The following is a 22,093-nucleotide window of genomic DNA, read 5'->3' as shown; positions in this document are numbered from 1 at the left end:
GTCGTCGCAGGCCGCTCACACCGCGCTGGCGATCCAGCCTTCGATCGGATCGACCGCCGCCGGCAGCCCGAAGCCCGGTTGCCGGCTCGCCCAGGCGGCCTGCACGAGGCACAGCACGGCGTCGAGCCGGTCGCCGCTGGCATCGGCGGCCAGCTCGTCGCGCTGCGCATGCGACATGCGCAGCCGCAGGCCAAGCCGCGTGCGGCCTTGCTCGAGCGCGTCGATCAGGTCCTTGCGTGCGATCAGGCGCTCGGGCGTGTGCTTGGCGCGCTCGTCGCTCTTGTACGAACGCGAGCCGATCAGCTCGCGCGCCAGCAGGCCCGGATAGGCCTCGAGCGCCACACGTGCGCGGTCGCCGTCGTGCAGCCCCGGCAAGTGCACGCCGGCGGCCAGCAGCCGCGGCGCGCCGGCATGCAGCATGAAGGCGACCGGCGGATTGACCCATTTCATCGATGGGCTCGATCCCGCCGGTCCGTCGCAGGCGCGATGCGCAAACTTGGCGCCGGCCGGCCGCGCGCTGCAGAAAGCGGCGAAGCATTCGCGGATCGCCGTGCGCTGGATCCCCGCGTAATGCGCGATCAACGCCGGCCACTGCAGCGGCCAGCCGAGCGACTCGACCAGCTCGCGCGGCAGGCCGAACGGGAAGTCGAAGCCGCCCAGCCACGGGCCCGGCTCGGCCAGCAGCGCCTCGAAGGCCGCGAAGTCGGCCAGCGCATCGACGCGCTCGAGCCGCACGCGCGACGCGCCTTCGAGCACGCCGCGCGCGACGGTGATGGGCTTGCGCCGCGTCGGCGCGCTGGTGAAATCGACGCCGACGAGGCGCAGCGGGGAGGACATCGCTTCATTGTCAGGGCCGCACGGGACGCCTTGGCAGAATCCGGCCCATGGAAGCAAGCACGCGACGGCGCTGGAAGATCGCCGCGATCTGGGCGCTGGCCGCGGTGGTCCTGCTCGCGGTGCTGGTCAACGTGACCGCACGGCAGCTGCGCACGCAAGTGGTCGCGGCGCTGGGTCCGCGCGCCAGCCTCGACGAGATTGCGCTGACCTGGCGCGGCATCGAGCTGCGCGGGCTGCGCATCGCCGCCGCCAAGGGCTGGCCGGCGGCCGACGAGCTGCGCGCCGAGCGCGTGGCCGTGATGCCCGACCCGCGCAGCCTGTTCGGCGGGCCATGGCGGCTGGCGCGCGTGAGCGTCGACGGTGGCTATGTCTCGATGCTGCGCACGCGCGACGGCAAGCTCAAGCTCGTGCCGGCGCTGCTCGATCGGGCACGCGCCGGCCAGGCGGGCGAGGCCGGCGGCAATGCCGAGCTGCAGCTCGTGATCGCGCAAGTAGCGCTGAACGACGGCGCGCTCGAGTTCTACGACGCGACGGTGGCCTCAAGGCCGCACAAGCTGCGCATCGAGCAGCTCGACGCGACCGCCGGCCCGATCCACCTGCCGGCGCTCGACCGCCCGATCGAGTTGGCGGTCGCGGGCCGGCTGACGGGTCCGCGGCGCCACGGCGAGATCGCAATCGACGGGCATTTCACGCCAGCCACGCTCGACGCCAGGATCGATGCGCGCTTTCGCGGCGTGGACCTGGTCGCACTGCAGCCCTATCTCGTGAAGGCCAGCGAATCCGGCGTCAAGAGCGGCACGCTCGACCTCACGCTCGACGCCACGGTGCAACGCAAGCGGCTGAACGCGCCCGGGCGCGTCGTGCTCACCGGGCTGGAGCTGGCCAGCGGCGGCGGCGCGCTCGCCACCTTTGGCGGCGTGCCGCGCCAGGCGGTAATCGCCGCGCTGCAGCGCGACGGCAAGATCGACGTGCGCTTCACGCTCGAGGGCCGCGTCGACGATCCGAACTTCTCGCTCAACGAAAACTTTGCCACGCGCATGGCCTCGGGCATGGCCGAGGCGCTGGGCGTCAGCGTGGTCGGCGTGGTCGAGGGCGTGGGCGGCCTGGTGAAAGGCCTGCTAGGACGCTAGCGTGCCCTGCTCGCCCCACGGCAGCATCAAGGTCGCCAGCAGCAGCTTCTCGAACTCGGGCGCGAAGCGCTCGATGATCTTGTCGGGGTCGGGGCACAGCTTGCGGTCGGTGATGAGGCCGAACTGCACGCCGCCGCCATAGCTCAGGATCGACACGCCCATGCCGACGTCGCCCGACTGCGGCACCCAGAACATCACCTGCTTGAGCGTCGAGCCGAGGAAGGCCAGCGGCTTGGCCGGCCCCGGCACGTTGGTCATCACCGCGGTCGCCTTCTTGGCGAAGAAGCCGAGCAGCGCATGCTGCACCGGCTTGATCATCAGCCCTGCGACCGCGAGCACGGCGAAGGCCAACAGCGGCTGGAAGCTGCCCTTGAGCTCGGCCATGCGCGCGCGCACCGCGTAGACGCGCTGCACCGGGTTGGCGATGCCGATCGGCAGCACCAGCGGCACCAGGCCGAAGTGGTTGCCGAGTTCGTGCGCGCGCTCCATCGGCCGCAGATTGACCGGCACCATCGCGCGGATCTCCTTGCCGGCGACCGCATCGCCGCGGTCCTCCAGGTAGCCGCCGATCGCGCCGGCCGCGCAGGCCAGCAGCACGTCGTTGACCGAGCAGCCGAGCGCGCGGCCGACCGCCTTGACCTCGTCGAGCGGCACCGGGTCGCACCAGGCCACGCGCTTGACGGTGCCGGGCCTGCCCTTCAGGCGCGTGGGCGAGTCGTCGTCCATCAGCAACAGCGCGGCAGCGTCACTCACCAGCTGTGCGCCGCTGCGCGCGAGCTCGAACGAACCGGAGAGCGTCTGGGCGATCGGCTGTTGCGGATGGACCAGCATCTCGACCGACTTCGCGACGCCGTCGCCGGTCATGCCGATCGCCTTGACCGCAAGCTCGGTGAACGGCCGCAGCACCGCGTCGGCGAGCCAGTCGCGCTCGTCGCCGCCGGCACGGCCGCGCTTCGAGCGTTCGGGCGGCGGCGCACCGCCGTCGGTGATCGACAGCATCACCGAGATCAGCGCGATACCGTCGCCGATGCAGTGGTGGATGCGCGCGATCAGCACGCTGCCGCGCCGGCCCTCGTCGTCGACGTGGTCCTCGACCAGGTGCATCTGCCACAGCGGATGCGCGGTGTCGAACGGCGTCGCGGCCAGTTCGGCCACGCGCGCCTCCAGCGCGGCGCGCGCGCCCTGCCCGCGCTTGCGGCGCAGTGTCTCGGGCACGACATGGCGGGCGAGATCGAAGTGCGCATCGGGCACCCAGCTCGCGCCCATCGCGTCCTCGACCACCTTCTGGCGAAAGCGCGCATAGCGCAGCAGCCGATCGGCAACCCGTTCGCGCAAGGCCTCCAGCGCGATCGACGGCTCGAGCCGCCACACGCCGATGATCATCATCAGGTTCTGCGGCGTGTCCATGCGCAGCCAAGCAGTGTCGACGCGCGTCATGCGTTGCGCACCCCTGGGCAGGCTGGGCTTGCGCGAACTGGTGGGCATGCTCCAACTCCTGGTCTTGCTCGTTGTGGGCGACACGCTCGCGGCTAACATGCGTGCCGTCAACGGGACTTTCATCCACCCTCGCATCCACGGAGAGCGCCATGTCCGATCTCAAGGCCGCATTCGAGAAGGCCGTCGCCGAAAGCAAGCAGCTGCCGGAGAAGCCCGACAACATGACGCTGCTGAAGATCTACGCGCTGTACAAGCAGGCGAGCGCGGGCGACGTCGAAGGCAAGCGCCCCGGCTTCACCGACATGGTCGCGCGCGCCAAGTGGGACGCGTGGAACGAGCTCAAGGGCAAGTCGAGCGACGAGGCGATGCAGGAGTACATCGACCTGATCGAAGACCTGAAAGGTTGAGCCCCGACGGGGCGGCAAGGGCCGGCGTCAGCCGGCCTTCTTCTTTGCCGGGGCCGCCTTCTTCGGCTTGCCCTCGGCGGCCAGCAGCGCATCGAGGTTCTTTTCGATCTCGCCTTGGATCGTCTTCGCGAAGGCGCCCATCAGGATGCCCAGCCGCGCTTCGAGATCGAAGTGATCGGCCGCGACGATCAGCTGGCCTTTCACGCCGCTGCGCGTGAACTCCACCGTGTCGCTGAACTCGCCTTCAATCACGGTGCAGGCCATGTCGAACTTGGCTTCGGCGTCCTCGGCCCATTTCCAGGCAATGGCCCGCGCGCGTTCCAGTCCCAGTTGGTGCTTGCGGTGAATGCGGATGTCGGCCATGGCGGGGTGATTCAGTGGCGTGCGGTGGCGCTCGTCATGAGCGCGGCCAGTGTCGCGCGGCGCTCGTCGGCCGGCAAGCCGGCGAGGCGCTTGACCTCGGCGTGGAAGCGCGCGAAGTCGCGGCCCTCGCGCTCGAACAGCGCCATGAAGGCCGGCACGAGATCGTCGTAGGCGGCTTGCACGCCCAGGCGCGCGTTGTTGGCGCCGGCGATCCAGGCATCGAAGCGCGCGTCGCCGCGCCACGGCCCGGCCTTCAGCGCCGCGTGCTCCTCGCGCAGTTGCGCATAGATGCGCAGCTTCGCGGCGCGCTTGGCGTCGTCGCTGTCGGCGCTGGCATAGACGGCTTGCAGGCGCTCGCGCGCGCGGCGCGTCAGCGCGCGGAAGTCGCGCCGGCGTGCGTCGTAGCGCGCGTACTCCTCGCGCGCGGCCTCGCTCGCGTGCTCGTCGAGCCAGCGGGTGCCGCCGAGGCGCTCGACCGCGGTGGCATAGCTCTCGTTGAACTCGGTGTCGCCGGCGGCATAGGCGACCTGGTGGCTGAGCTCGTGGAACATCAGCCGCGCCAGCTCGCCTTCGGGCCAGGCAATGAAGGTGGACAACAGCGGATCGGCGAAGAAGTCGCCGGGCAGCTTGCCCAGGCTCGAATACGCCGGCACGCCGTAGACCGACACCTCGAGCGACGGATCGGCGGACCGCAGCTCGGCCGCGTAGGCCTCGGCCGCCGCGCGGTCGAAGTAGCCGCGGTAGCCGACGCAGCCGACGACCGGGAAGCACCAGGTCTTGAGCTTGAGCGAGAGCTCCGGCGCGGCCACCACGTTCCACACCACCACGGGCCGATCGAGCGCAGCGTAGCGCCGGTAGCTGGCGTTGTCCGGCAGCGCGAGCTCGCGCACGGCGAACTCGCGCATGCGCTGCGTGAGCACGAGCCGGTCGCGCAGCGCGGCGGGCGTGGCCTCGTCGGCGATCACCTCCGGCACCGGCCGCGCGGCGCGCATCACCGCGAGGTGGCCTTGCACCGATTGCAGCAGGTAGCCGGCGCTGCCGCAGCCGGCAAGGCTCAGTGTGAAGGCCGCGATGGCGAGGGCGGCAAGCGGTCGGCGCATGGCCGACAGTCTACGCAGCCGCGCGGGCCGCCTCGGCCTCAGAGATAGCGCCGGATCTCCGCCAGCCCCGGGTCGCTCGAGGCCTCCAGCCGCCGCACGGCCTCGGTGAAGCACTGGTCGGCACGCACAGGCCCGGCCAGCTCGGCCAGCGCCACGTACATCACGTTGACCAGCGCCGTGCCGGCGCCGCCGGCGGGCCAATCGCCGCCCAGCGACGAGACCTGGCCGCTCCACCACAGGGAGGCCGCATGCTGCTGCGCGCGCGGCAGCGTGGCCGCATGGCGGATCAGCGTGCGACGAACGCGCGCCGGCGTGATGCCCGGCGGCAGGTCGCGCGCGAGTTGCTCCTCGAGCGCCTGGTAGAAGCGCCGCAGCACGGCGGCCGAGCCGCTCGCGGGCGGCTGGGTGCTCGGCGCGCCGAACGCGTCGGCGCGCTCGTGCGGCGGCTGCGTCAGCGGGTCGTCGGGCAGCAGTCGCGGGTCGGACTGCAGCGCGCGAAACACCTTGAGGTGCAGCTCCGCTTCCTTGCCCGCGAGGCCGAAGACCTGGGCCACCTGGCGACAGTAGCGGTTGAGCCCGACGATGAGCGACTCGCGGCCCTCGAAGCTGCGGCTCCACAGGGCCAGCGCGTCGCGCACGCGTGCAGCGTCGAGGTAGTCGCCGAGCGCCTGGGCCAGCGCGCGGCGGGCGACGACGGCGTCGTGGTCAGGTGAAACTGCCATCGGTCGATTGCCGGCGTTCACTGCTTGCCGCGATGCACGGCCTCCTGCTGGAACTCCGGATAGCCGACCTCGTAGTGCTCGGTGAAGTCGAGGCCGCGCTGCTCGTCGAGCGTGGAGGCGCGCAGGCCCATGGTCTTGGCGATCACCGCGTACATGAGCAGCGAGACGCCCAGCGACCACACCAGCGCGACGCCGCAGCCCAGCGCCTGGACGCCGAGCTGGTGCCAGTCGAACATCGCGTCGGCCTTGAACAGCCCCGCTGCCAGCGTGCCCCAGACGCCGCCGACCGCATGAACCGAGACGGCGCCGACCACGTCATCGATGCGACGCGCCTCGAGCAGCCAGCCGGCCAGCACCGACAGGCCGCCGGCGACGAAGCCGGTGAGGATGGCGTAGACCGGCTCCATCACGTGGCAGCCGGCGGTGATGCCGACCAACCCGGCGATGCCGCCGTTGATGGCCGCCGTCATCAGCACGGGCTGGCGCGCCACGCCCAGCATCGCTAGGGCGCCGATCGCGCCGGCGGCGCCCGCCAGGTGGGTGTTGAGCACGATCTTGCCGATGCCGAGCGACGCCGCCGCCGTCGAGCCGCCGTTGAAGCCGAACCAGCCCAGCCAAAGGATGAAGCCGCCGAGCGCGACCGACGTGAGGTTGTGGCCCAGCACAGGCCGCGCGTGACCGTCGGCACCAAAGCGCCCGAGCCTGGGGCCCACCATGAGGATGGCCGCGAGCGCCGACCAGCCGCCCACCGAGTGCACGACGGTGGAGCCGGCGAAGTCGATGAAGCCGAGCTGCTTGAGCCAGCCGCTGCCGCCGTGCAGCGAGCCCCAGGCCCAGGCGCCGAACACCGGGTAGGTCAGGCCGGTGATGACGATCGAGCCGACGATGTAGGCCGAGAACTTGGTGCGCTCGGCAATGGCGCCGCTGACGATGGTGGCCGCCGTTGCGGCGAACATCATCTGGAAGAACAGCATGCCGTATTGCGCCTCGGGCACGCGATGCAGCGCGAACTGGTCGACGCCGATCCAGCCGCTGGGATTGGCGCCGAACATCAGGCCGTAGCCCACGGCCCAGAACGCGACCGCGCCGAAGCACATGTCGCAGTAGTTCTTCATGATCACGTTGATCGCGTTCTTCGCGCGGCTCATGCCGCTTTCGAGCAGCGCAAAGCCGGCCTGCATGAAGAACACCAGCGCACCGGCGGCGATCAGCCACACCATGTCGGTGTCGGCGCGCAGCGCCGCAAGCTCAGGGGTCATGCGCGGTCCCAACGATTTGTGACAACCGCGAGCGGGATGGCAAGAGCCATGCCACGCCACGCGTCGCGTCACATCACGCGGGCGCGACTTCCACCAGCACGTCGTAGAAGCACGGCGCGCGGCCCAGGTCCGTGAGCCGCTGGTGCGTGAGCTCGTTCACGTTGGTGCCTTCGAGCCCAAGCTTGCGCCACCAGATGCCCAGGCCGTTGACCACGCCGGGGCGCGCACGCTCGCTCACCTCGGCGGTGCACAGGTAGCTGCCGCGCGCGTTGAAGACGCGCACGCGTGCACCGCTTTGGATGCTGCGCGCGGCGGCGTCGCTCGGATGGATCTCCAGCAACGGCTCGCCCTCGATGTCACGCAGGCTCTTCACGTTGACGAAGCTGCTGTTGAGGAAGTTGCGCGCCGGCGGCGAGATCATCGCCAGCGGATAGCGGCGCGCGAGTTCGGGTGTACTGGACGGCGACTCGTGGTTGGGCACCACCTGCGGCAGGCCGGCCTCGGGCGCGTCGATGCGCACGCGGCCATCGGGCGTGGGGAAGCCGCCGTCGGCGAACGGTGCGTCGGCGATCGACAGCGACACCCAGCCGACCTCGCGCAGCCGTGCGTAGTCGATGCGATCGCCGAAGGCCTGGCGCGCGAGCGCCTCGTCATCGTCGGCGAAGCAGGGCTCGTCGAAGCCCATGCGTGCCGCGAGGCGGCGAAAGATCTCGGTGTTGGACAGCGCCTGGCCGAGCGGCGCGACCGCCGGCTCGTTGATCAGCACATCGGTGTGCCCGTAGCTGGTGTGGATGTCCAGGTGCTCGAGCTGTGTGGTTGCCGGCAGCACGATGTCTGCGAAGTCGGCCGTGTCGGTCATGAAGTGTTCCAGCACGACGGTGAACAAGTCCTCGCGCGCGAAGCCTTGCACGACCTTGGGCGACTCGGGCGCCACCGCGACCGGATTGCTGTTGTAGACCACCAGCGCATCGATGCGCGGCCCGAACGCAGGGGATGCCTCGCGCAGCAGGTCGTCGCCGATCGTGCTCATGTTGATCGTGCGCGGGCGGCGCGTGCCGAGCAGGTCGGGCCGCTGCAGCGCGGCGCGGTCGGGATGGAACCAGCCGGAGCTCGACAGCAGCATGCCGCCGCCGCGATGGCGCCACGCGCCGACGAGCGCCGGCAGCGTCGCGATCAGGCGCACCGCGTTGCCGCCGCCGGCCACGCGCTGCATGCCGTAGTTGAGGCGGATCGCGGCCGGCTGCGCCGTGCCGTAGTCGCGCGCCAGGCCCTTGATCTGCTCGACGCTCAGGCCGGTGGCCGCGGCCGCGCGCTCGGGGGACCACTGCAGCGCCTGGTCACGCAGCGCGTCCCAGCCGCGCTCGCCTTGCTGCACGTGGCGCGCGATGTAGTCGTGGTCGAGCCAGTCGTTGACGATCAGCTCGTGCATCAACGCCAGCGCCAGCGCAGCGTCGCTTCCAGGCAGCAGCGCCAGGTGTTCATGGCACTTCTCGGCCGTCTCGGTGCGGCGCGGATCGATGCACACCAGCTTCGCGCCGGCCCGCTTGGCCTGCTGCGCGAAGGTCCAGAAGTGCAGGTTCGAGGCGATCGAGTTGCTGCCCCAGATCAGGATCAGCTTCGACTCCGCGAAGAAGCGCGTGTGCATGCCGACCTTGCCGCCCAGCGAGGCGGTCATGCCGGCCCCGCCGGCGCTGGCGCAGATGGTGCGGTCGAGCAGCGAGGCGCCGAGCCGATGGAAGAAGCGCCGGTCCATGCTCTCGCCTTGCAGCAGGCCCATCGTGCCGGCGTAGCTGTAGGGCACGATGGCCTGCGGGTCGCGCGCGGCGATCGCGCCCAGGCGTCGGGCGATCTCGTCGAGCGCGGCATCCCAGCTCACGGGCTCGAAGCGGCCTTCGCCCTTGCGGCCGACGCGCCGAAGCGGCGTCAGCACGCGCTCGGGGTGGTAGGTTCGCTCGGGATAGCGCGAGACCTTGGTGCACAGCGCGCCATGCGTCGTGACGTGGTCCGGCGCACCCTGGACCTTGACGACGCGTCCGTCTTGCACGCTCACGCGCAGGGCGCAGGTGTCGGGGCAATCGTGCGGGCAGGCGCCGCGCACCGTGTGTATCGAGTTGTCGCTGACCGAGACGTCCATTGAAAGATGGTGCCACACGGACCACGGGGGCGTGACAGGCTCCTCGCAAGCCCCGCCGCAGCGCCGATCGGTGGCTCGAGCGCGCATGCTGCGCCGGCGCAACGCCGCTATCCTGCACGGGTTTGCATAATTCCCCGGCCATCGCCGGTGGCGCGAGCGAGCGTGTCGCGCCAAGCTGCATACGTCGTTGAGGACCTCGCCATGATCCAACGCCGCGCCCTGATCCAGGGTGCCGCCGCTGCTGCGGCCTCGGTCGCCCTTCCGGCCCTGCGCGCCGCCGAAACCAAACTGGTCCTCGGCCAGTCGGCCGCCTTCAGCGGGCCCGCCGCGCAGCTGGGCATCCAGATGAACAAGGGCGCGAAGATCTGGTTCGACCAGGTCAACGCGTCCGGCGGCCTCAACGGCATGCAGATCGAGCTGCGCACGCTCGACGACGGCTACGAGCCCGACCGCTGCAAGGCCAACACCGCCCAGCTGATCAAGGACGAGGTGTTCGCGCTGTTCGGCTATGTCGGCACGCCAACCTGCGTCGCGGCGCTGCCCCTGGTCAACGAGGCCAAGATCCCGTTCTTCGGGCCTTTCACGGGCGCCGAGGTGCTGCGCGATCCGTTCAGCAAGGTGGTGTTCCACCTGCGCGCGTCCTACTTCGACGAGACCGCGCTGATCGTGAAGAACCTCACCTCGCTGGGGCTCGACAAGATCGCGGTCTTCTACCAGAACGACTCCTACGGCATGGCCGGCCTCACCGGGGTGCAGCGCGCGCTCAAGACGCTGAACCTCGAGCCGGTGGCGCTGGGCACGGTGGAGCGCAACACGGTCAACGTCGCGCAGGCGGTCAAGGACATCGTGTCCAAGCAGCCGCAGGCGATCGTGCAGATCAGCGCCTACAAGAGCTGCGCTGCGTTCATCCGCGAGGCGCGCAAGGCCGGCTACGGCGGCCAGATCTACAACGTGAGCTTCGTCGGCACGCAAGCCCTGGCCGACGAGCTCAAGGGCGATGGCCGCGGCATCATGATCAGCCAGGTCGTGCCCTATCCCTACACGCCAGCGATCCCGATCTCGCGCGAGTACCTCGAAGCCGTGCGCAAGGCCGGCGGCGATGCGACACCCAACTACTCCAGCATGGAGGGCTACCTGGCCGCGCGCGTGTTCACCGAAGGCCTGCGCCGTGCCGGGCGCAACCCGTCGCGCGACGCGCTGGTCTCGGGCCTGGAATCGATCGCCAACTTCAACCTGGGCGGCTTCAACGTCAACTTCAGCGCGCGCGATCACGTCGCCTCGCGCTTCGTCGATCTGTCGATGCTCACGGGCGACGGCAAGGTCTCGCACTGAAAGGACCTTCGCCATGCAACGACGCCAGTTCCTGCGCCGCGGCGCCGCCGCGACCGTCGCGACCCTCGGCCTGCCTGCGCTCGCCCAGAGCGATCGCAAGATCGTTCTCGGCCAGTCTGCGCCGCTGACCGGCCCGGCCGCGCAGCTGGGCCTTCAGTTCCAGCGCGGCGCCAAGCTCGCCTTCGACCGCCTCAACGCCAAGGGCGGCGTGAACGGCACGGCGATCGAGCTCAAGACGCTCGACGACGGCTACGAGCCCGAGCGCTGCAAGGCCAACACCGAGCAGCTCATCAAGGACGGCGCGTTCGCGCTGTTCGGCTACATCGGCACGCCCACCAGCCTCGCGGCGCTGCCGCTGGCGACCGCCGCCAAGCTGCCCTTCATCGCGCCCTTCTCCGGTGCCCAGGCACTGCGAGAGCCGTTCAACCGGCTGGTGTTCCATGTGCGCGCCTCGTACTTCGACGAGACCACGCGCATCGTCAACCAGCTGGTCGCCACCGGCGTGCGCAAGATCGGCGTGTTCCACCAGAACGACAGCTACGGCCAGGCGGGCCTCGAGGGCGTGACGCGCGCGCTCAAGGCACACAACCTGGAGCCGGTCGCGATCGGGACGGTGGAGCGCAACTCAGTCGACGTGCAGGCGGCCGTGGGCAAGCTGATCGCGGCGGCGCCCGAGGCGATCGTGCAGATCAGCGCCTACACGAGTTGCGCAGCGTGCATCCGCGCCGCGCGCAAGGCCGGCTACGTGGGCCAGTTCTACAACGTGAGCTTCGTCGGCACGCAAGCGCTGGCCGGCGAGTTGGGCAACGACGCGCGCGGCGTGGTCGTGAGCCAGGTGATGCCCTATCCGTTCGCGCCGGTGTCGGCGCTGGCCACCGAGTTCCTTTCTGCGATCAGCGCCTCGCAGTTCGACATCGAGGCCAACTACAGCAGCATCGAGGGCTACATCGCCGCCAAGGTGTTTGCAGAGGGACTCAAGCGCGCCGGCCGCGACGGCAGCCGCGAGGGTCTCGTCGCCGGCCTCGAGGCGATGCGCGACGTCGACCTCGGCGGTTTCTTCATCGACTTCTCGCCGAAGAAGCACGCCGGCTCGAGCTTCGTCGAGCTCACGGTGCTGACGCAAGACGGCAAGGTCCGACGCTGACGACGCAATCGGGGCCGGCCATGGCCCTCGCGCGACGACGGTCGCAGCCCCGGCAGTACCATCGGCGCCTCTGTCGGAGAGCGCGATGCAACTGATCGAATCCATTCTTGCCGACGCGGCTTCGGTGCGTGCGATCCGTCGCGACCTGCACGCCCACCCCGAGCTGTGCTTCGAGGAGCACCGCACCTCGGATCTGATCGCCAAGACGCTCGAGGGCTGGGGCATCCCGGTCGTGCGCGGGCTCGGCAAGACCGGCGTCGTGGGCATCGTCAAGAACGGCAGCTCGACTCGAGCGGTCGGCCTGCGCGCCGACATCGACGCGCTGCCGATGACCGAGCACAACCGCTTCGAGCATGCAAGCCGCCACGCCGGCAAGATGCACGCCTGCGGGCACGACGGCCATACCGCGATGCTGCTGGCCGCGGCCAAGCACTTCGCGCGGCAGCGCGACTTCGACGGCACCGTCTACCTGGTGTTCCAGCCGGCCGAGGAAGGCGGCGGCGGCGCGCGCGAAATGATCAATGACGGCCTGTTCGAGCGCTTTCCGATGGAAGCGATCTTCGGCATGCACAACTGGCCCGGCCTCGCGCTCGGCCAGTTCGCGATCAAGCCCGGCCCCTGCTTCGCTTCGAGCAACGAGTTCAAGATCACGATCAAAGGCAAGGGCGCGCACGGCGCGATGCCGCACCTGGGCATCGACCCGGTGCCGGTGGCCTGCCAGATGGTGCAGGCCTTCCAGACCATCATCACGCGCAACAAGCGCCCGATCGACACCGGCGTGATCTCGGTGACGATGATCCACACCGGCGAGGCCACCAACGTCGTGCCCGAGAGCTGCGTGATCGAGGGCACGGTGCGCACCTTCACGACCGAGGTGCTCGATCTCATCGAACGGCGCATGAAGACCGTGGCCGAAGCCACCTGCGCGGCCTTCGAGGCGAGCTGCGAGTTCGAGTTCGAGCGCAACTATCCGCCGACCATCAACCATCCCGAGGAGGCCGCGTTCGCGCGCCGCGTGATGGAAGGGCTGGTCGGCGCCGACAACGTGTTCGAGATGGAGCCCACCATGGGCGCCGAGGACTTCAGCTACTTCCTGCAGGCCAAGGCGGGCGCCTACTTCGTGATCGGCAACGGCGACGGCAGCCACCGCGAAGGCGGCCACGGCCTGGGGCCCTGCATGCTGCACAACCCCAGCTACGACTTCAACGACGACCTGATCCCGCTCGGCGCGACGTTCTGGGTGCGGCTGGCCGAGGCGTGGCTTTCGCCGCGCTGAGTCGGCGTTAGATCAAGCCGAGCGCGCGCAGCTCGGCCTCGCACTGGGCCGCGCCGCGAAAGTGCAGCGCCTGCCAGCCCAGCGTGCGCGCCATATCGACGTTGCCTGCGTGATCGTCGATGAACAGCAGGTCGTTCGGTGCGTGGCCGAATATCGACTCGGCATGGCGAAAGATCTGCGGCTCAGGTTTGATGGCGCGCAAGCGCGACGAGAAGACGCCGCCGCGGAAGCACCGAAAGAAAGGCTGGCGACGTTCGATGTCGTCGGCATAGGGCGCCGGCATGTTCGAGAGGTAGTACAGCGGCACGTCTCGCGCGTGCAGGCGCTCGATCAGTGCCACCGTGGCCTGCTGCGCGACCAGGTGGTGGGGCACCGCGTCGACCAGGCGCTGGAGCCATCGCGCGTCGAGGCCGCTGCGCGCCGCGATGCGCGCCACCAGGGCCGACGGCTCGACCGTGCCTCGATCGAACTCGGCCCAGTCACCGCCGGGGCGAAAACCCTGGAAAACCGACTCGAACAGCGCCTCGATGGCGGCGGCATCGCCTGCCAGCGACGGCATCAGTTCGGCCAGCAACGCGCGCGGCTGCCAGTGCAGAAGGACGCCACCGAGATCGAAGACCACCGCCCGCGGCGCGGGCGCGGCAGCGTTCATGCGCGCAGGCGCGCCAGCAAGCCCGCCGTCGAGCCGTCGAGGCCCTGCGCATCGCCGCTGGCCAGCCGCGGCAGCAGGTCGTTGCACAAGGCCTTGCCCAGCTCGACGCCCCATTGGTCGAAGCTGTTGATGCCCCACAGCGCGCCGCTGGTAAACACGCGGTGCTCGTAGAGCGCGATCAATGCGCCGAGCGAGCGCGGCGTGAGCTGGTCGAGCACGAAGGTCGTGCTCGGACGGTTTCCCGGGAACGTGCGGTGTTTGGCGATCACGCTCTTGTCGAGCGACTTCGACGCGGTGGGCGCCGACTCGCCGAGCGCCTGCGCCTCGGTCTTGCCCTGCATCAGCGCCTGGCCTTGCGCGAGGCAGTTGGCCAGCAGCTTGGCGTGCAGGTCGGCGTGATGGTGCGAGGGTCGCTTGACCGCGATGAACTCGACCGGGATCACGTCCGTGCCCTGGTGCAGCATCTGGAAATAGGCATGCTGGCCGTTGGTGCCCGGCTCGCCCCAGACGACCGGGCTCGTCGCGTACGGCAGCACGGCACCTTCGAGGTCGACGCGCTTGCCGTTGCTTTCCATCTCGAGCTGCTGCAAGTAGGCCGGCAGCCGGCGCAGGCCCTGGTGGTAGGGCGCGACGCTGCGGCTCGTGAAGCCGTGGAAGTTGCGGTACCAGACGTCGAGCAGGCCGAGCAGCGCCGGCAGGTTGCGCTCCAGCGGCGCCTGCGCGAAATGGCGGTCCATTGCGTGCGCGCCGGCCAGCAGCTCGCGAAAGGCCTGGGCGCCGATCGCGATTGCGATCGGCAGGCCGATCGCGCTCCACAGCGAATAGCGCCCGCCCACCCAGTCCCAGAAGCCGAAGGTGGTGTCGATGCCGAACGCGGCCGCGGCATCGACGTTGGTCGTCGTGCCCGCAAAGTGCCTGGCGATCGCCGCCTCGCCGCCGGCGCCCCAGCCCTGCAGGAACCACGCGCGAGCGACCTGCGCGTTGGCCATGGTCTCCTGCGTCGTGAAGGTCTTGGACGCGATGATGAACAGCGTCGAGCGCGGCTCCACGCGCGCGAGCACCGGCGCGAGGTCGTGGCCGTCGACGTTGGAGACGAAGTGGAAACGCAACTGCGGATGCACGTGCGACTCGAGCGCCGCGACCGCCATCTGCGGCCCGAGGTCCGAGCCGCCGATGCCGATGTTGACGATGTCGCGGATGCCGCTTCGAGCGACGTCGCGCACGCGTTCGGCATAGGCCAGCATCGCGTCGAGCACGGCGTGCACTTCGTCCGAGAAGGGTCCTTGGCCACGCGGCGCGCGCAGCGCGGTGTGCAGCACGGCGCGGCCTTCGGTCACGTTGATCGGCTCGCCCGCGAGCAGTGCGTCGCGCCGCATCTCCAGGCGGCACTCGCGCGCGAGTTCGACCAGGAGCTTGCGCGTCGCGAGATCCCAGCGGTTCTTGGACAGGTCCGCGAAGACCTCGGGCGCCTCGACCGCGAAGCTCGCGAAGCGGCCGGGATCGCGCCCAAATGCCTCGCGCAGGTCGAGATCGCGGCCATGGGCCTCGAAGTGGCCCGCCAGCGCCGACCACGCGACCGTGCGGTCGCAACGAATGAACTCGGACATCACAGCGCGCGGATCAGGTCGTCGAGCGAACGGGCATCGGCAGCGAAGGCGCGAATGCCCTCGGCCAGCTTCTCGGTGGCCATGGGGTCGTCATTCAGGGCGTAGCGGAAGCTCGCTTCGTTGAAGCTGAGCGCGCGCGCATCGCAGGCGCTGGCTTGGGTGGGGTCGAGTCGGCGCGGCACCGGCGCGTCGGACTGCTGCAGTTGTCCAAGCAACTCGGGACTGATGGTCAGCAGGTCGCAGCCCGCCAACGCGAGGATCTGGCCCGTGTTGCGAAAGCTCGCGCCCATGACCTCGGTATCGATGCCGAACTTGCGGAAATAGCGCCAGATGCTGGTGACCGACTTCACGCCCGGATCGTTCTCGCCAGCGTTCGCGGCCTCGTCCCAGGCCGCGCCGGCCTGCTTCTTGTGCCAGTCGTAGATGCGACCGACGAAAGGCGAGATCAGCGTGACGCCGGCGTCGCCGCAGGCCACCGCCTGGCAGAACGCGAACAGCAGCGTCAGGTTGCAGTGGATGCCCTGGTGCTCGAGCGAGCGCGCGGCCTGGATACCCTCCCAGGTCGCGGCGACCTTGATCAGCACGCGCTCGCGCGCGATGCCCTCGGCCTCGTAGAGCGCCACCAGGCGCTGGGCGCGCGCGATGGTCGCCGCGGCATCGAAACTCAGGCGCGCATCGACCTCGGTCGAGACGCGCCCGGGGATCAGATTCAGGATCTCGCAGCCGAAGCGCACCAGCACGCGGTCGACGAGCGAATCGACCGGCTGGCCGCGGTGCGCAGCCACGGTCTGCGCGACCAGCGGCGCGTAGGCGTCCTGCCGCGCGGCCTTGAGGATCAGCGTGGGGTTGGTCGTCGCGTCGCGTGGGGCGAACGCGCCCAGCTGCTGAAAGTCACCGGTGTCGGCGACGACGACGGTGAAGCGCTTGAGTTGCTCGAGTTGGTTGCTCATCGGGTGCGACCGTGCCGTGACGGAACGTCGCCCGAATGGTACCCCCCTCTCGGTGACAAACGCTCCCGCGCGAGGGCCGCCGCGGCCCGCCCGCGAGAGACAGCGTTCACGCGGCCGGCGTTTCGGCCGCGGGCAGCAGCTCGGTGATGCCGTAGACCCGCGCCAGCTCGGCGAGCTGGTGCGGCAGCGAGCGCATCGCGAAGCGCTTGCCCCAGGCCTGCGCCAGGCGGCGGCATTCGAGCAGTACCGCAAGCGCGCTGGAGTCGAAGCGCTCGAGCGCACTGGCGTCGACGATCACGTCCGTGTCACCTTCCTGCTCGAGGGCAACCTTGAGCAAGCGCAGCGTGTCGCGCGCCTCGCGCAGCGTGAGCGTCTCGGGCAACAGGAGCATCGCGCGCCTCGTCGTGTCAGCTCTTGGCGGCGCCGGCCGACTTGTTGCGCTCGGCCAGCTTGGCGATCAGGCCGTCGATGCCGCCGGCACTGATCTCCTGCGCGAAGCTGTTGCGGTAGTTCTCGACCAGCCACACCCCGAGCACGTTGACGTCATAGATCTTCCAGCTGTCGGGCGTCTTTTCCAGACGGTAGTCGAGCTGGATCGGGTCGCCCCTGCCGCGCACCTCGGTGCGCACGACGACCTCGCTGTCGTCGGCCTTGCCGCGCATGGGCTTGAGCTGGACGCTCTGGTCGCGCACCTGGGCGAGCGCGCCGGAGTAGGTGCGCACCAGCAGGGTCTTGAACTCTTCTTGCAGGCGCTTCTGCTGCTCGGGCGTGGCCTGGCGCCAGTAGCGGCCGACCGCCGACGCGGTCATGCGACCGAAGTTCACGTGCGGCAGGATCTTCGCGTCGACGAGCGCCATGATCTTCTTGACGTCGCCGCCCTGGATGGACGGATCCGCCTTGATCGTGTCGATCACCTCAGTGGAGACGCGCAGGACCAGTGCATCCGGTCCGTTTGCCTGGGCCTGGGCATGCGCGGCCAGCGGCACGGCCAGCACGGCGCAGGCGCCGAAGCTCAGGCGCAGCATCAGGCGTCGGGTCGTTTGCAGCATGAGTGTTTCCTTTCGTTCCAGCGATGGGGTGTGAGCGCCCCATCGTTTCGAGCCGGGTGCGGACCCGGGGTTTCGCCCTGGTTGCCGGGCGTTACGTATCGCCTTGCCTCAACGCGCCGGGCCCGAGGCTGGTGCACCAGGCGCACTGGCCGCGGCGCCCGCCGCCGCGGCCGCTTCCTCGGCGGCGCGCTCGTGCGAGCGCAGCGACGGTGGCGGCTCGTAGGGGTCTTCTTCGTCGGGCGGGTTGCCGTCGTAGATCAGGCTGCGACGGCGCTGCAGGTAAGCGTCGCGGATGAACTGGTACTTGTCGAGCGCGATCTCGTCGATCACCTGCGTGGCCCCGAGCAGATTGGCGCGCGCATTGACGACGCGCACGACGGACAGCGTGCCGATCGTGATGCCATCGCTCGAGTACTGGTCGGGCGAAAGCTGAATCGCGAACGGGACGTCGGTCACATCGCGGAAGGTCGACGGCCCCAGCAAGGGCAGCACGAGATAAGGCCCTGCGCCGACGCCCCACTTGCCCAGTGTCTGGCCCAGGTCCTCGTCGTGGCGCTCGAGGCCCAGCGGCTCGGCCCAATCGATGAAGCCGGCCAAGCCGAACACGGTGTTGATGCCGAAGCGCATCAGGTCGCTGCCGGCGTCGGCCGGGCGGCCCTGCAGCAGCAGGTTGACGGCCGACCAGGCATCCTTGAAATTGTGGAAGAAGTTGTCAATGCCGGTGCGCACCGGGCTGGGCGTGATGTCGCGGTAGGCCGTTGCGACCGGCACCAGCACGTGCTGGTCGACGGACTCGTTGAACTTGAAGACCGCGCGGTTCACCGGCTCGAGCGGATCGCCCGACAAGCGCGGCGTCACAGCCGCGCAACCGCTCAGGGCCAACGTCGCCGCGCCGAGCGCGGCCGCGCACATGAGGGCCTTCATCACTTCTTGGCGCCTTCGCTGCCGGCGTCGGCGGCCTTGTTGTAGAGGAACTGGCTGATCAGGTTCTCGAGCACCACGGCCGACTGCGTCATGCGCACCGTGTCGCCCGACGCCAGCAGCTTTTCCTCGGCGCCGGGCTCGATGCCGATGTACTGCTCGCCGAGCAGGCCGGCCGTGAGGATCTTGGCCGAGCTGTCCTTCGGGAAGGTGAAGCGCTTTTCCAGTTGCAGGTCGACGCGTGCCTGGTAGGTCTTGTCGTCGAACGAGATGGCTGCCACGCGGCCGACCACGACGCCGGCGCTCTTGACGGGCGCGCGCACCTTGAGGCCGCCGATGTTGTCGAAGCGTGCGCTGACGTTGTACGTCTCGGCAAAGCTCAGCGACAGCAGGTTGCCTGCCTTGAGCGCGAGGAAGAGGATGGCGAGGCCGCCGATGACGACGAACAGGCCGACCCAGAGATCGTGCTTTGATTTCTGCATGGTTTGGTTTTCCTCCGCTACGCCGCGCCTGAGCTTCAGATGGAGAACATCATCGCGGTGAGGATGAAGTCGAGACCCAGCACCGCCAGCGACGCCATCACGACGGTGCGCGTGGTCGCACGAGACACGCCTTCGGGCGTGGGCTGGCAGGCATAGCCTTGCAGCAGCGCGACGAAGCTCACGGTGAAGCCGAACACGATGCTCTTGACAATGCCGTTGCCGACGTCCTTGAACACGTCGACGCCGGCTTGCATCTGCGACCAGAACGCGCCGGCGTCCACGCCGATCAGCACCACGCCGACCAGCCAGCCGCCGAGGATGCCCACCGCCGAGAACACCGCCGCCAGCAGGGGCATCGCAATCACGCCACCCCAGAAGCGCGGCGCCAGCACGCGCGCGACCGGATCGACCGCCATCATCTCCATCGCCGCGAGCTGCTCGCCGGCCTTCATCAGGCCGATCTCGGCGGTCAGCGAGGTACCGGCACGCCCGGCGAACAGCAAGGCGGTGACCACCGGCCCCAGCTCGCGCACCAGCGACAGCGCGACCAGCAGACCCAGCGCCTCGGCCGAGCCGTAGCGCTGCAGCGTGTAGTAGCCCTGCAGGCCGAGCACGAAGCCGACGAACAGGCCTGATACCGTGATGATCGCCAGCGAGTGGTTGCCGAGGAAATGCACCTGGTCGACCACCAGGCGCGCGCGCCGCAGCGCCGTGCCGCCCAGCAGCACGAGGCGGCCGAGCAGGCGCGCGGACACGCCGTAGTCGGCGAGCTTGGCGCGCACCGCGTAGCCGAGCGCGCTGGGTCCGAAGCCGTAGGGATTGCTCATCAGGCGGCTGCGCTGCGCTGGTCGATGCGGAAATCGTCCGCCACCGCCGCGGCCGGATGCTGGAAGCGCACCGGGCCATCGGGCTGCGCGTCGACGAACTGGCGCACCAGCGGGTCATCGGTCGCGCGCATCTCGGCCGGCGTGCCCTGGGCGACGACGCCGCCGTTGGCAAGGAAGACCACGTGGTCGGCGATCAGGAAGGTCTCCTCGACGTCGTGCGAGACGACGAGGCTGGTGAGGCCGAGCGCGTCGTTGAGCTCGCGGATCAGCCGTGCGGCGACACCCATCGAGATCGGGTCGAGGCCGGCGAAGGGTTCGTCGTAGAGCATCAGCTCCGGGTCGAGCGCGATCGCGCGCGCCAGCGCGACGCGCCGGCTCATGCCGCCCGAGATCTGGCTGGGCATCAGGTCGCGCGCGCCGCGCAGGCCGACCGCATTGAGCTTCATCAGCACGAGGTCGCGGATCATGGCCTCGCCGAGGTCGGTGTGCTCGCGCAGCGGGAAGGCCACGTTGTCGAACACGCTGAGGTCGGTGAACAGCGCGCCGTGCTGGAACAGCATGCCCATGCGGCGACGCGCGGCGTACAGGCGTTCGCGGTCGAGCGTGGCGAGATCGGTGCCGTCGAGAAGCACTTGGCCCGACATCGGGTCGAGCTGGCGGCCGATCAGGCGCAGCACGGTGGTCTTGCCGCCGCCGGAAGTGCCCATCAGCGCGACCACCGCGCCGCGGGGCACCGCGATGTCGATGTCGCGCAGGATCACGCGTTCGCCGTAGCCGCAGGTGACGCGGCGCAGTTCGACGAAGGGCTTGGAAGCAGTGGCGGCAGGCTCGGCCGAAGGCGCCGGCGCGGACGGATCGGTCATGGGCTTTCGCAAACGAAAGCCGGTGTCCGAAGACACCGGCGCCCGGATGATAGGGGATAACACCGACCGCTGCCGGCGGCCCGCGCCGCGCAACAGTTCTTTGCCCGGGAAGCCGGGCTCAGCGCGGCAGCTCGCTGGCGCCCATCAGGAAGGCGTCGACCGCGCGAGCGGCCTGGCGGCCTTCGCGGATCGCCCACACCACCAGCGACTGGCCGCGACGCATGTCGCCGGCCGCGAAGACCTTGTCGACGCTGGTCTTGTAGCTCGCCGCGCCCTCGGTGGCGGCCTTGGCGTTGCCGCGCGCATCCTTCTCGATGCCGAAGGCCTCGAGGATCGAGCTCACCGGGCTGACGAAGCCCATCGCCAGCAGCACCAGGTCGGCTGGCCAGGTCTGCTCGGAACCGGCCACCTCGACCGGCTTGCCGTTCTGCCACTCGATGCGCACGGTCTTGAGCGCCTTGACCTTGCCCTTTTCGCCGATCAGCTCCTTGGTCGAGATCGCGAACTCGCGCTCGCAGCCTTCTTCGTGGCTGGAGCTGGTGCGCAGCTTGATCGGCCAGTACGGCCAGGTCAGCGGCTTGTTCTCGGACTCGGGCGGCTCGGGCATCAGCTCGAACTGCACAACGCTCTTGGCGCCGTGGCGGTTGCTGGTGCCCACGCAGTCGCTGCCGGTGTCACCACCGCCGATGACGATGACGTGCTTGCCGGCGGCGGAGAGCTGGCCCTTGACCTTGTCGCCGGCGTTGACCTTGTTCTGCTGCGGCAGGAACTCCATCGCGAAATGCACGCCGTCGAGATCGCGGCCGGGCACCGGCAGGTCGCGGCTTTGCTCGGCGCCGCCGGTCAGCAGCACGGCGTCGAACTCGCTCTTGAGCTGCTCGGCGCTGACGATCTCCTTGGCCCAATTGGTGACCTTGGAGCCCTCCGGCAGGTGGCCGACCAGCACGCCGGTGCGGAACGTGACGCCTTCGGCCTGCATCTGTTCGACGCGCCGATCGATGTGCGACTTCTCCATCTTGAAGTCGGGGATGCCGTAGCGCAGCAGGCCGCCGATGCGGTCGTTCTTCTCGAACACCGTGACATCGTGTCCGGCGCGCGCCAGCTGCTGCGCGGCCGCCAGGCCGGCCGGGCCGGAGCCGACCACCGCGACCTTCTTGCCGGTCTTGCGGCTCGGCACTTGCGGCTTGACCCAGCCCTCGGCCCAGGCGCGGTCGATGATCGCGTGCTCGATCGACTTGATGCCTACCGCGTCACTGTTGATGTTCAGCGTGCACGCCGCCTCGCAGGGCGCCGGGCAGATGCGCCCGGTGAACTCGGGGAAGTTGTTGGTCGAGTGGAGCACCGCGATCGCGTTCTTCCAGTCGCCGCGGTACACGAGGTCGTTGAAGTCCGGGATGATGTTGTTGACCGGGCAGCCGTTGTTGCAGAACGGGATGCCGCAGTCCATGCAGCGCGCGCCCTGCACCTTGGCGTCTTCGGCCGCAAGGCCGATGACGAACTCCTTGTAGTGCTTGACGCGCTCCGCGACGGGCGCGTAGCCCTCTTCGAGACGCTCGTATTCGAGGAAGCCGGTGACCTTGCCCATGGTGTGTCAGTCCTTG

Annotated in this window: 22 protein-coding genes; 5 read left to right on the top strand and 17 right to left on the bottom strand. The window is 69.6% G+C overall.

Annotation, left to right across the window (positions count from 1 at the left end):
• Positions 1 to 15: 15 nt before the first annotated feature.
• Complete coding sequence (locus tag ACO2TI_RS06910) at positions 16 to 837, bottom strand: DUF429 domain-containing protein (protein ID WP_423283000.1); 822 nt, start codon at positions 835 to 837, stop codon at positions 16 to 18.
• Positions 838 to 884: 47 nt separating this feature from the next.
• Between ACO2TI_RS06910 and ACO2TI_RS06905 the strand changes: the two genes are divergently transcribed.
• Entirely contained in the window at positions 885 to 1,967 is a 1,083-nt protein-coding gene (locus ACO2TI_RS06905; RefSeq protein WP_423282999.1) for a DUF748 domain-containing protein, read from the top strand.
• Here the strand turns inward: ACO2TI_RS06905 and ACO2TI_RS06900 are convergent.
• Complete coding sequence (locus tag ACO2TI_RS06900) at positions 1,956 to 3,452, bottom strand: wax ester/triacylglycerol synthase family O-acyltransferase (RefSeq protein WP_423282997.1); 1,497 nt, start codon at positions 3,450 to 3,452, stop codon at positions 1,956 to 1,958. The genes ACO2TI_RS06905 and ACO2TI_RS06900 overlap by 12 nt on opposite strands.
• Before the next feature lie 101 nt (positions 3,453 to 3,553).
• Between ACO2TI_RS06900 and ACO2TI_RS06895 the strand changes: the two genes are divergently transcribed.
• Positions 3,554 to 3,811: an acyl-CoA-binding protein gene (locus tag ACO2TI_RS06895; RefSeq protein ID WP_423282995.1), complete on the top strand. Its 258-nt coding sequence runs from the start codon at positions 3,554 to 3,556 to the stop codon at positions 3,809 to 3,811.
• Positions 3,812 to 3,838: 27 nt separating this feature from the next.
• Here the strand turns inward: ACO2TI_RS06895 and ACO2TI_RS06890 are convergent, their stop codons facing one another.
• The 5 genes from ACO2TI_RS06890 to ACO2TI_RS06870 form a co-directional block, all read right to left on the bottom strand.
• Positions 3,839 to 4,174, bottom strand: a complete 336-nt coding sequence (locus ACO2TI_RS06890; RefSeq protein WP_423282993.1) for a polyhydroxyalkanoic acid system family protein — start codon at positions 4,172 to 4,174, stop codon at positions 3,839 to 3,841.
• An 11-nt stretch (positions 4,175 to 4,185) separates the two neighbouring features.
• Positions 4,186 to 5,274 carry an aminopeptidase gene (locus tag ACO2TI_RS06885; protein ID WP_423282991.1) on the bottom strand — a complete coding sequence of 363 codons (1,089 nt, stop codon included), beginning with the start codon at positions 5,272 to 5,274 and terminating at the stop codon, positions 4,186 to 4,188.
• Between the two features lie 38 nt (positions 5,275 to 5,312).
• Positions 5,313 to 5,996, bottom strand: a complete 684-nt coding sequence (locus ACO2TI_RS06880; RefSeq protein WP_423282990.1) for a hypothetical protein — start codon at positions 5,994 to 5,996, stop codon at positions 5,313 to 5,315.
• Positions 5,997 to 6,013: 17 nt separating this feature from the next.
• Positions 6,014 to 7,255, bottom strand: coding sequence for an ammonium transporter (locus tag ACO2TI_RS06875; RefSeq protein WP_423282989.1), 1,242 nt, complete (start codon positions 7,253 to 7,255; stop codon positions 6,014 to 6,016).
• 73 nt (positions 7,256 to 7,328) lie between these two features.
• Entirely contained in the window at positions 7,329 to 9,389 is a 2,061-nt protein-coding gene (locus ACO2TI_RS06870) for a molybdopterin-containing oxidoreductase family protein (protein WP_423282987.1), read from the bottom strand.
• 201 nt (positions 9,390 to 9,590) lie between these two features.
• Here ACO2TI_RS06870 and ACO2TI_RS06865 point away from each other — a divergent pair, with 201 nt between their 5' ends.
• The 3 genes from ACO2TI_RS06865 to ACO2TI_RS06855 all read left to right on the top strand — a co-directional run bounded on the left by ACO2TI_RS06865 (position 9,591) and on the right by ACO2TI_RS06855 (position 13,141).
• Positions 9,591 to 10,721: an ABC transporter substrate-binding protein gene (locus ACO2TI_RS06865; protein ID WP_423282986.1), complete on the top strand. Its 1,131-nt coding sequence runs from the start codon at positions 9,591 to 9,593 to the stop codon at positions 10,719 to 10,721.
• Positions 10,722 to 10,734: 13 nt separating this feature from the next.
• Positions 10,735 to 11,865, top strand: coding sequence for an ABC transporter substrate-binding protein (locus ACO2TI_RS06860; protein ID WP_423282984.1), 1,131 nt, complete (start codon positions 10,735 to 10,737; stop codon positions 11,863 to 11,865).
• An 85-nt stretch (positions 11,866 to 11,950) separates the two neighbouring features.
• Positions 11,951 to 13,141 carry a M20 aminoacylase family protein gene (locus ACO2TI_RS06855; protein WP_423282982.1) on the top strand — a complete coding sequence of 397 codons (1,191 nt, stop codon included), beginning with the start codon at positions 11,951 to 11,953 and terminating at the stop codon, positions 13,139 to 13,141.
• A 7-nt stretch (positions 13,142 to 13,148) separates the two neighbouring features.
• Here ACO2TI_RS06855 and ACO2TI_RS06850 read toward each other — a convergent pair whose 3' ends face one another.
• From ACO2TI_RS06850 to ACO2TI_RS06805, 10 genes are all read right to left on the bottom strand, one after another.
• Positions 13,149 to 13,793 (bottom strand): HAD family hydrolase, encoded by a 645-nt coding sequence (locus ACO2TI_RS06850; RefSeq protein WP_423282981.1) that lies wholly within the window; start codon positions 13,791 to 13,793, stop codon positions 13,149 to 13,151.
• The gene (gene pgi / locus ACO2TI_RS06845) at positions 13,790 to 15,400 is read right to left on the bottom strand and encodes a glucose-6-phosphate isomerase (protein ID WP_423282979.1); all 1,611 of its coding nucleotides are present in this window, start codon (positions 15,398 to 15,400) and stop codon (positions 13,790 to 13,792) included. The genes ACO2TI_RS06850 and pgi overlap by 4 nt, the downstream gene beginning before the upstream one ends.
• Positions 15,400 to 16,350, bottom strand: a complete 951-nt coding sequence (gene tal, locus ACO2TI_RS06840) for a transaldolase (RefSeq protein WP_423282978.1) — start codon at positions 16,348 to 16,350, stop codon at positions 15,400 to 15,402. Before tal ends, pgi begins: the two co-directional genes overlap by 1 nt.
• A 106-nt stretch (positions 16,351 to 16,456) precedes the next feature.
• Positions 16,457 to 16,741, bottom strand: coding sequence for an STAS domain-containing protein (locus ACO2TI_RS06835; protein WP_423282977.1), 285 nt, complete (start codon positions 16,739 to 16,741; stop codon positions 16,457 to 16,459).
• A 16-nt stretch (positions 16,742 to 16,757) separates the two neighbouring features.
• A complete protein-coding gene (locus tag ACO2TI_RS06830) occupies positions 16,758 to 17,399 on the bottom strand; it encodes an MlaC/ttg2D family ABC transporter substrate-binding protein (RefSeq protein WP_423282976.1) in 642 nt (213 codons plus the stop codon).
• 108 nt (positions 17,400 to 17,507) lie between these two features.
• Positions 17,508 to 18,323, bottom strand: a complete 816-nt coding sequence (locus ACO2TI_RS06825) for an MlaA family lipoprotein (protein WP_423282974.1) — start codon at positions 18,321 to 18,323, stop codon at positions 17,508 to 17,510.
• Entirely contained in the window at positions 18,323 to 18,802 is a 480-nt protein-coding gene (mlaD, locus tag ACO2TI_RS06820) for an outer membrane lipid asymmetry maintenance protein MlaD (protein WP_423282972.1), read from the bottom strand. Before mlaD ends, ACO2TI_RS06825 begins: the two co-directional genes overlap by 1 nt.
• A gap of 35 nt (positions 18,803 to 18,837) precedes the next feature.
• A complete protein-coding gene (mlaE, locus tag ACO2TI_RS06815) occupies positions 18,838 to 19,629 on the bottom strand; it encodes a lipid asymmetry maintenance ABC transporter permease subunit MlaE (protein ID WP_423282970.1) in 792 nt (263 codons plus the stop codon).
• Positions 19,629 to 20,492: an ABC transporter ATP-binding protein gene (locus ACO2TI_RS06810; RefSeq protein ID WP_423282969.1), complete on the bottom strand. Its 864-nt coding sequence runs from the start codon at positions 20,490 to 20,492 to the stop codon at positions 19,629 to 19,631. The genes mlaE and ACO2TI_RS06810 overlap by 1 nt, the downstream gene beginning before the upstream one ends.
• Positions 20,493 to 20,610: 118 nt before the next feature.
• Positions 20,611 to 22,077, bottom strand: a complete 1,467-nt coding sequence (locus tag ACO2TI_RS06805) for a glutamate synthase subunit beta (protein ID WP_423282968.1) — start codon at positions 22,075 to 22,077, stop codon at positions 20,611 to 20,613.
• Positions 22,078 to 22,093: the final 16 nt, after the last annotated feature.

The sequence above is a fragment of the Caldimonas sp. KR1-144 genome, from assembly GCF_049446155.1.
Taxonomy (GTDB): Bacteria; Pseudomonadota; Gammaproteobacteria; order Burkholderiales; family Burkholderiaceae_C; genus Rivibacter.
Note: the sequence above shows the minus strand (reverse complement) of the source record. Positions and strands in the feature narration are given on the sequence as shown.

Coding starts and splice junctions, on each gene's coding strand:
- ACO2TI_RS06910 (WP_423283000.1), bottom strand. CDS start 837: ATGTCCTCCCCGCTGCGCCTCGTCGGCGTCGATTTCACCAGCGCGCCG.
- ACO2TI_RS06905 (WP_423282999.1), top strand. CDS start 885: ATGGAAGCAAGCACGCGACGGCGCTGGAAGATCGCCGCGATCTGGGCG.
- ACO2TI_RS06900 (WP_423282997.1), bottom strand. CDS start 3,452: ATGCCCACCAGTTCGCGCAAGCCCAGCCTGCCCAGGGGTGCGCAACGC.
- ACO2TI_RS06895 (WP_423282995.1), top strand. CDS start 3,554: ATGTCCGATCTCAAGGCCGCATTCGAGAAGGCCGTCGCCGAAAGCAAG.
- ACO2TI_RS06890 (WP_423282993.1), bottom strand. CDS start 4,174: ATGGCCGACATCCGCATTCACCGCAAGCACCAACTGGGACTGGAACGC.
- ACO2TI_RS06885 (WP_423282991.1), bottom strand. CDS start 5,274: ATGCGCCGACCGCTTGCCGCCCTCGCCATCGCGGCCTTCACACTGAGC.
- ACO2TI_RS06880 (WP_423282990.1), bottom strand. CDS start 5,996: ATGGCAGTTTCACCTGACCACGACGCCGTCGTCGCCCGCCGCGCGCTG.
- ACO2TI_RS06875 (WP_423282989.1), bottom strand. CDS start 7,255: ATGACCCCTGAGCTTGCGGCGCTGCGCGCCGACACCGACATGGTGTGG.
- ACO2TI_RS06870 (WP_423282987.1), bottom strand. CDS start 9,389: ATGGACGTCTCGGTCAGCGACAACTCGATACACACGGTGCGCGGCGCC.
- ACO2TI_RS06865 (WP_423282986.1), top strand. CDS start 9,591: ATGATCCAACGCCGCGCCCTGATCCAGGGTGCCGCCGCTGCTGCGGCC.
- ACO2TI_RS06860 (WP_423282984.1), top strand. CDS start 10,735: ATGCAACGACGCCAGTTCCTGCGCCGCGGCGCCGCCGCGACCGTCGCG.
- ACO2TI_RS06855 (WP_423282982.1), top strand. CDS start 11,951: ATGCAACTGATCGAATCCATTCTTGCCGACGCGGCTTCGGTGCGTGCG.
- ACO2TI_RS06850 (WP_423282981.1), bottom strand. CDS start 13,793: ATGAACGCTGCCGCGCCCGCGCCGCGGGCGGTGGTCTTCGATCTCGGT.
- pgi (WP_423282979.1), bottom strand. CDS start 15,400: ATGTCCGAGTTCATTCGTTGCGACCGCACGGTCGCGTGGTCGGCGCTG.
- tal (WP_423282978.1), bottom strand. CDS start 16,350: ATGAGCAACCAACTCGAGCAACTCAAGCGCTTCACCGTCGTCGTCGCC.
- ACO2TI_RS06835 (WP_423282977.1), bottom strand. CDS start 16,741: ATGCTCCTGTTGCCCGAGACGCTCACGCTGCGCGAGGCGCGCGACACG.
- ACO2TI_RS06830 (WP_423282976.1), bottom strand. CDS start 17,399: ATGCTGCAAACGACCCGACGCCTGATGCTGCGCCTGAGCTTCGGCGCC.
- ACO2TI_RS06825 (WP_423282974.1), bottom strand. CDS start 18,323: ATGAAGGCCCTCATGTGCGCGGCCGCGCTCGGCGCGGCGACGTTGGCC.
- mlaD (WP_423282972.1), bottom strand. CDS start 18,802: ATGCAGAAATCAAAGCACGATCTCTGGGTCGGCCTGTTCGTCGTCATC.
- mlaE (WP_423282970.1), bottom strand. CDS start 19,629: ATGAGCAATCCCTACGGCTTCGGACCCAGCGCGCTCGGCTACGCGGTG.
- ACO2TI_RS06810 (WP_423282969.1), bottom strand. CDS start 20,492: ATGACCGATCCGTCCGCGCCGGCGCCTTCGGCCGAGCCTGCCGCCACT.
- ACO2TI_RS06805 (WP_423282968.1), bottom strand. CDS start 22,077: ATGGGCAAGGTCACCGGCTTCCTCGAATACGAGCGTCTCGAAGAGGGC.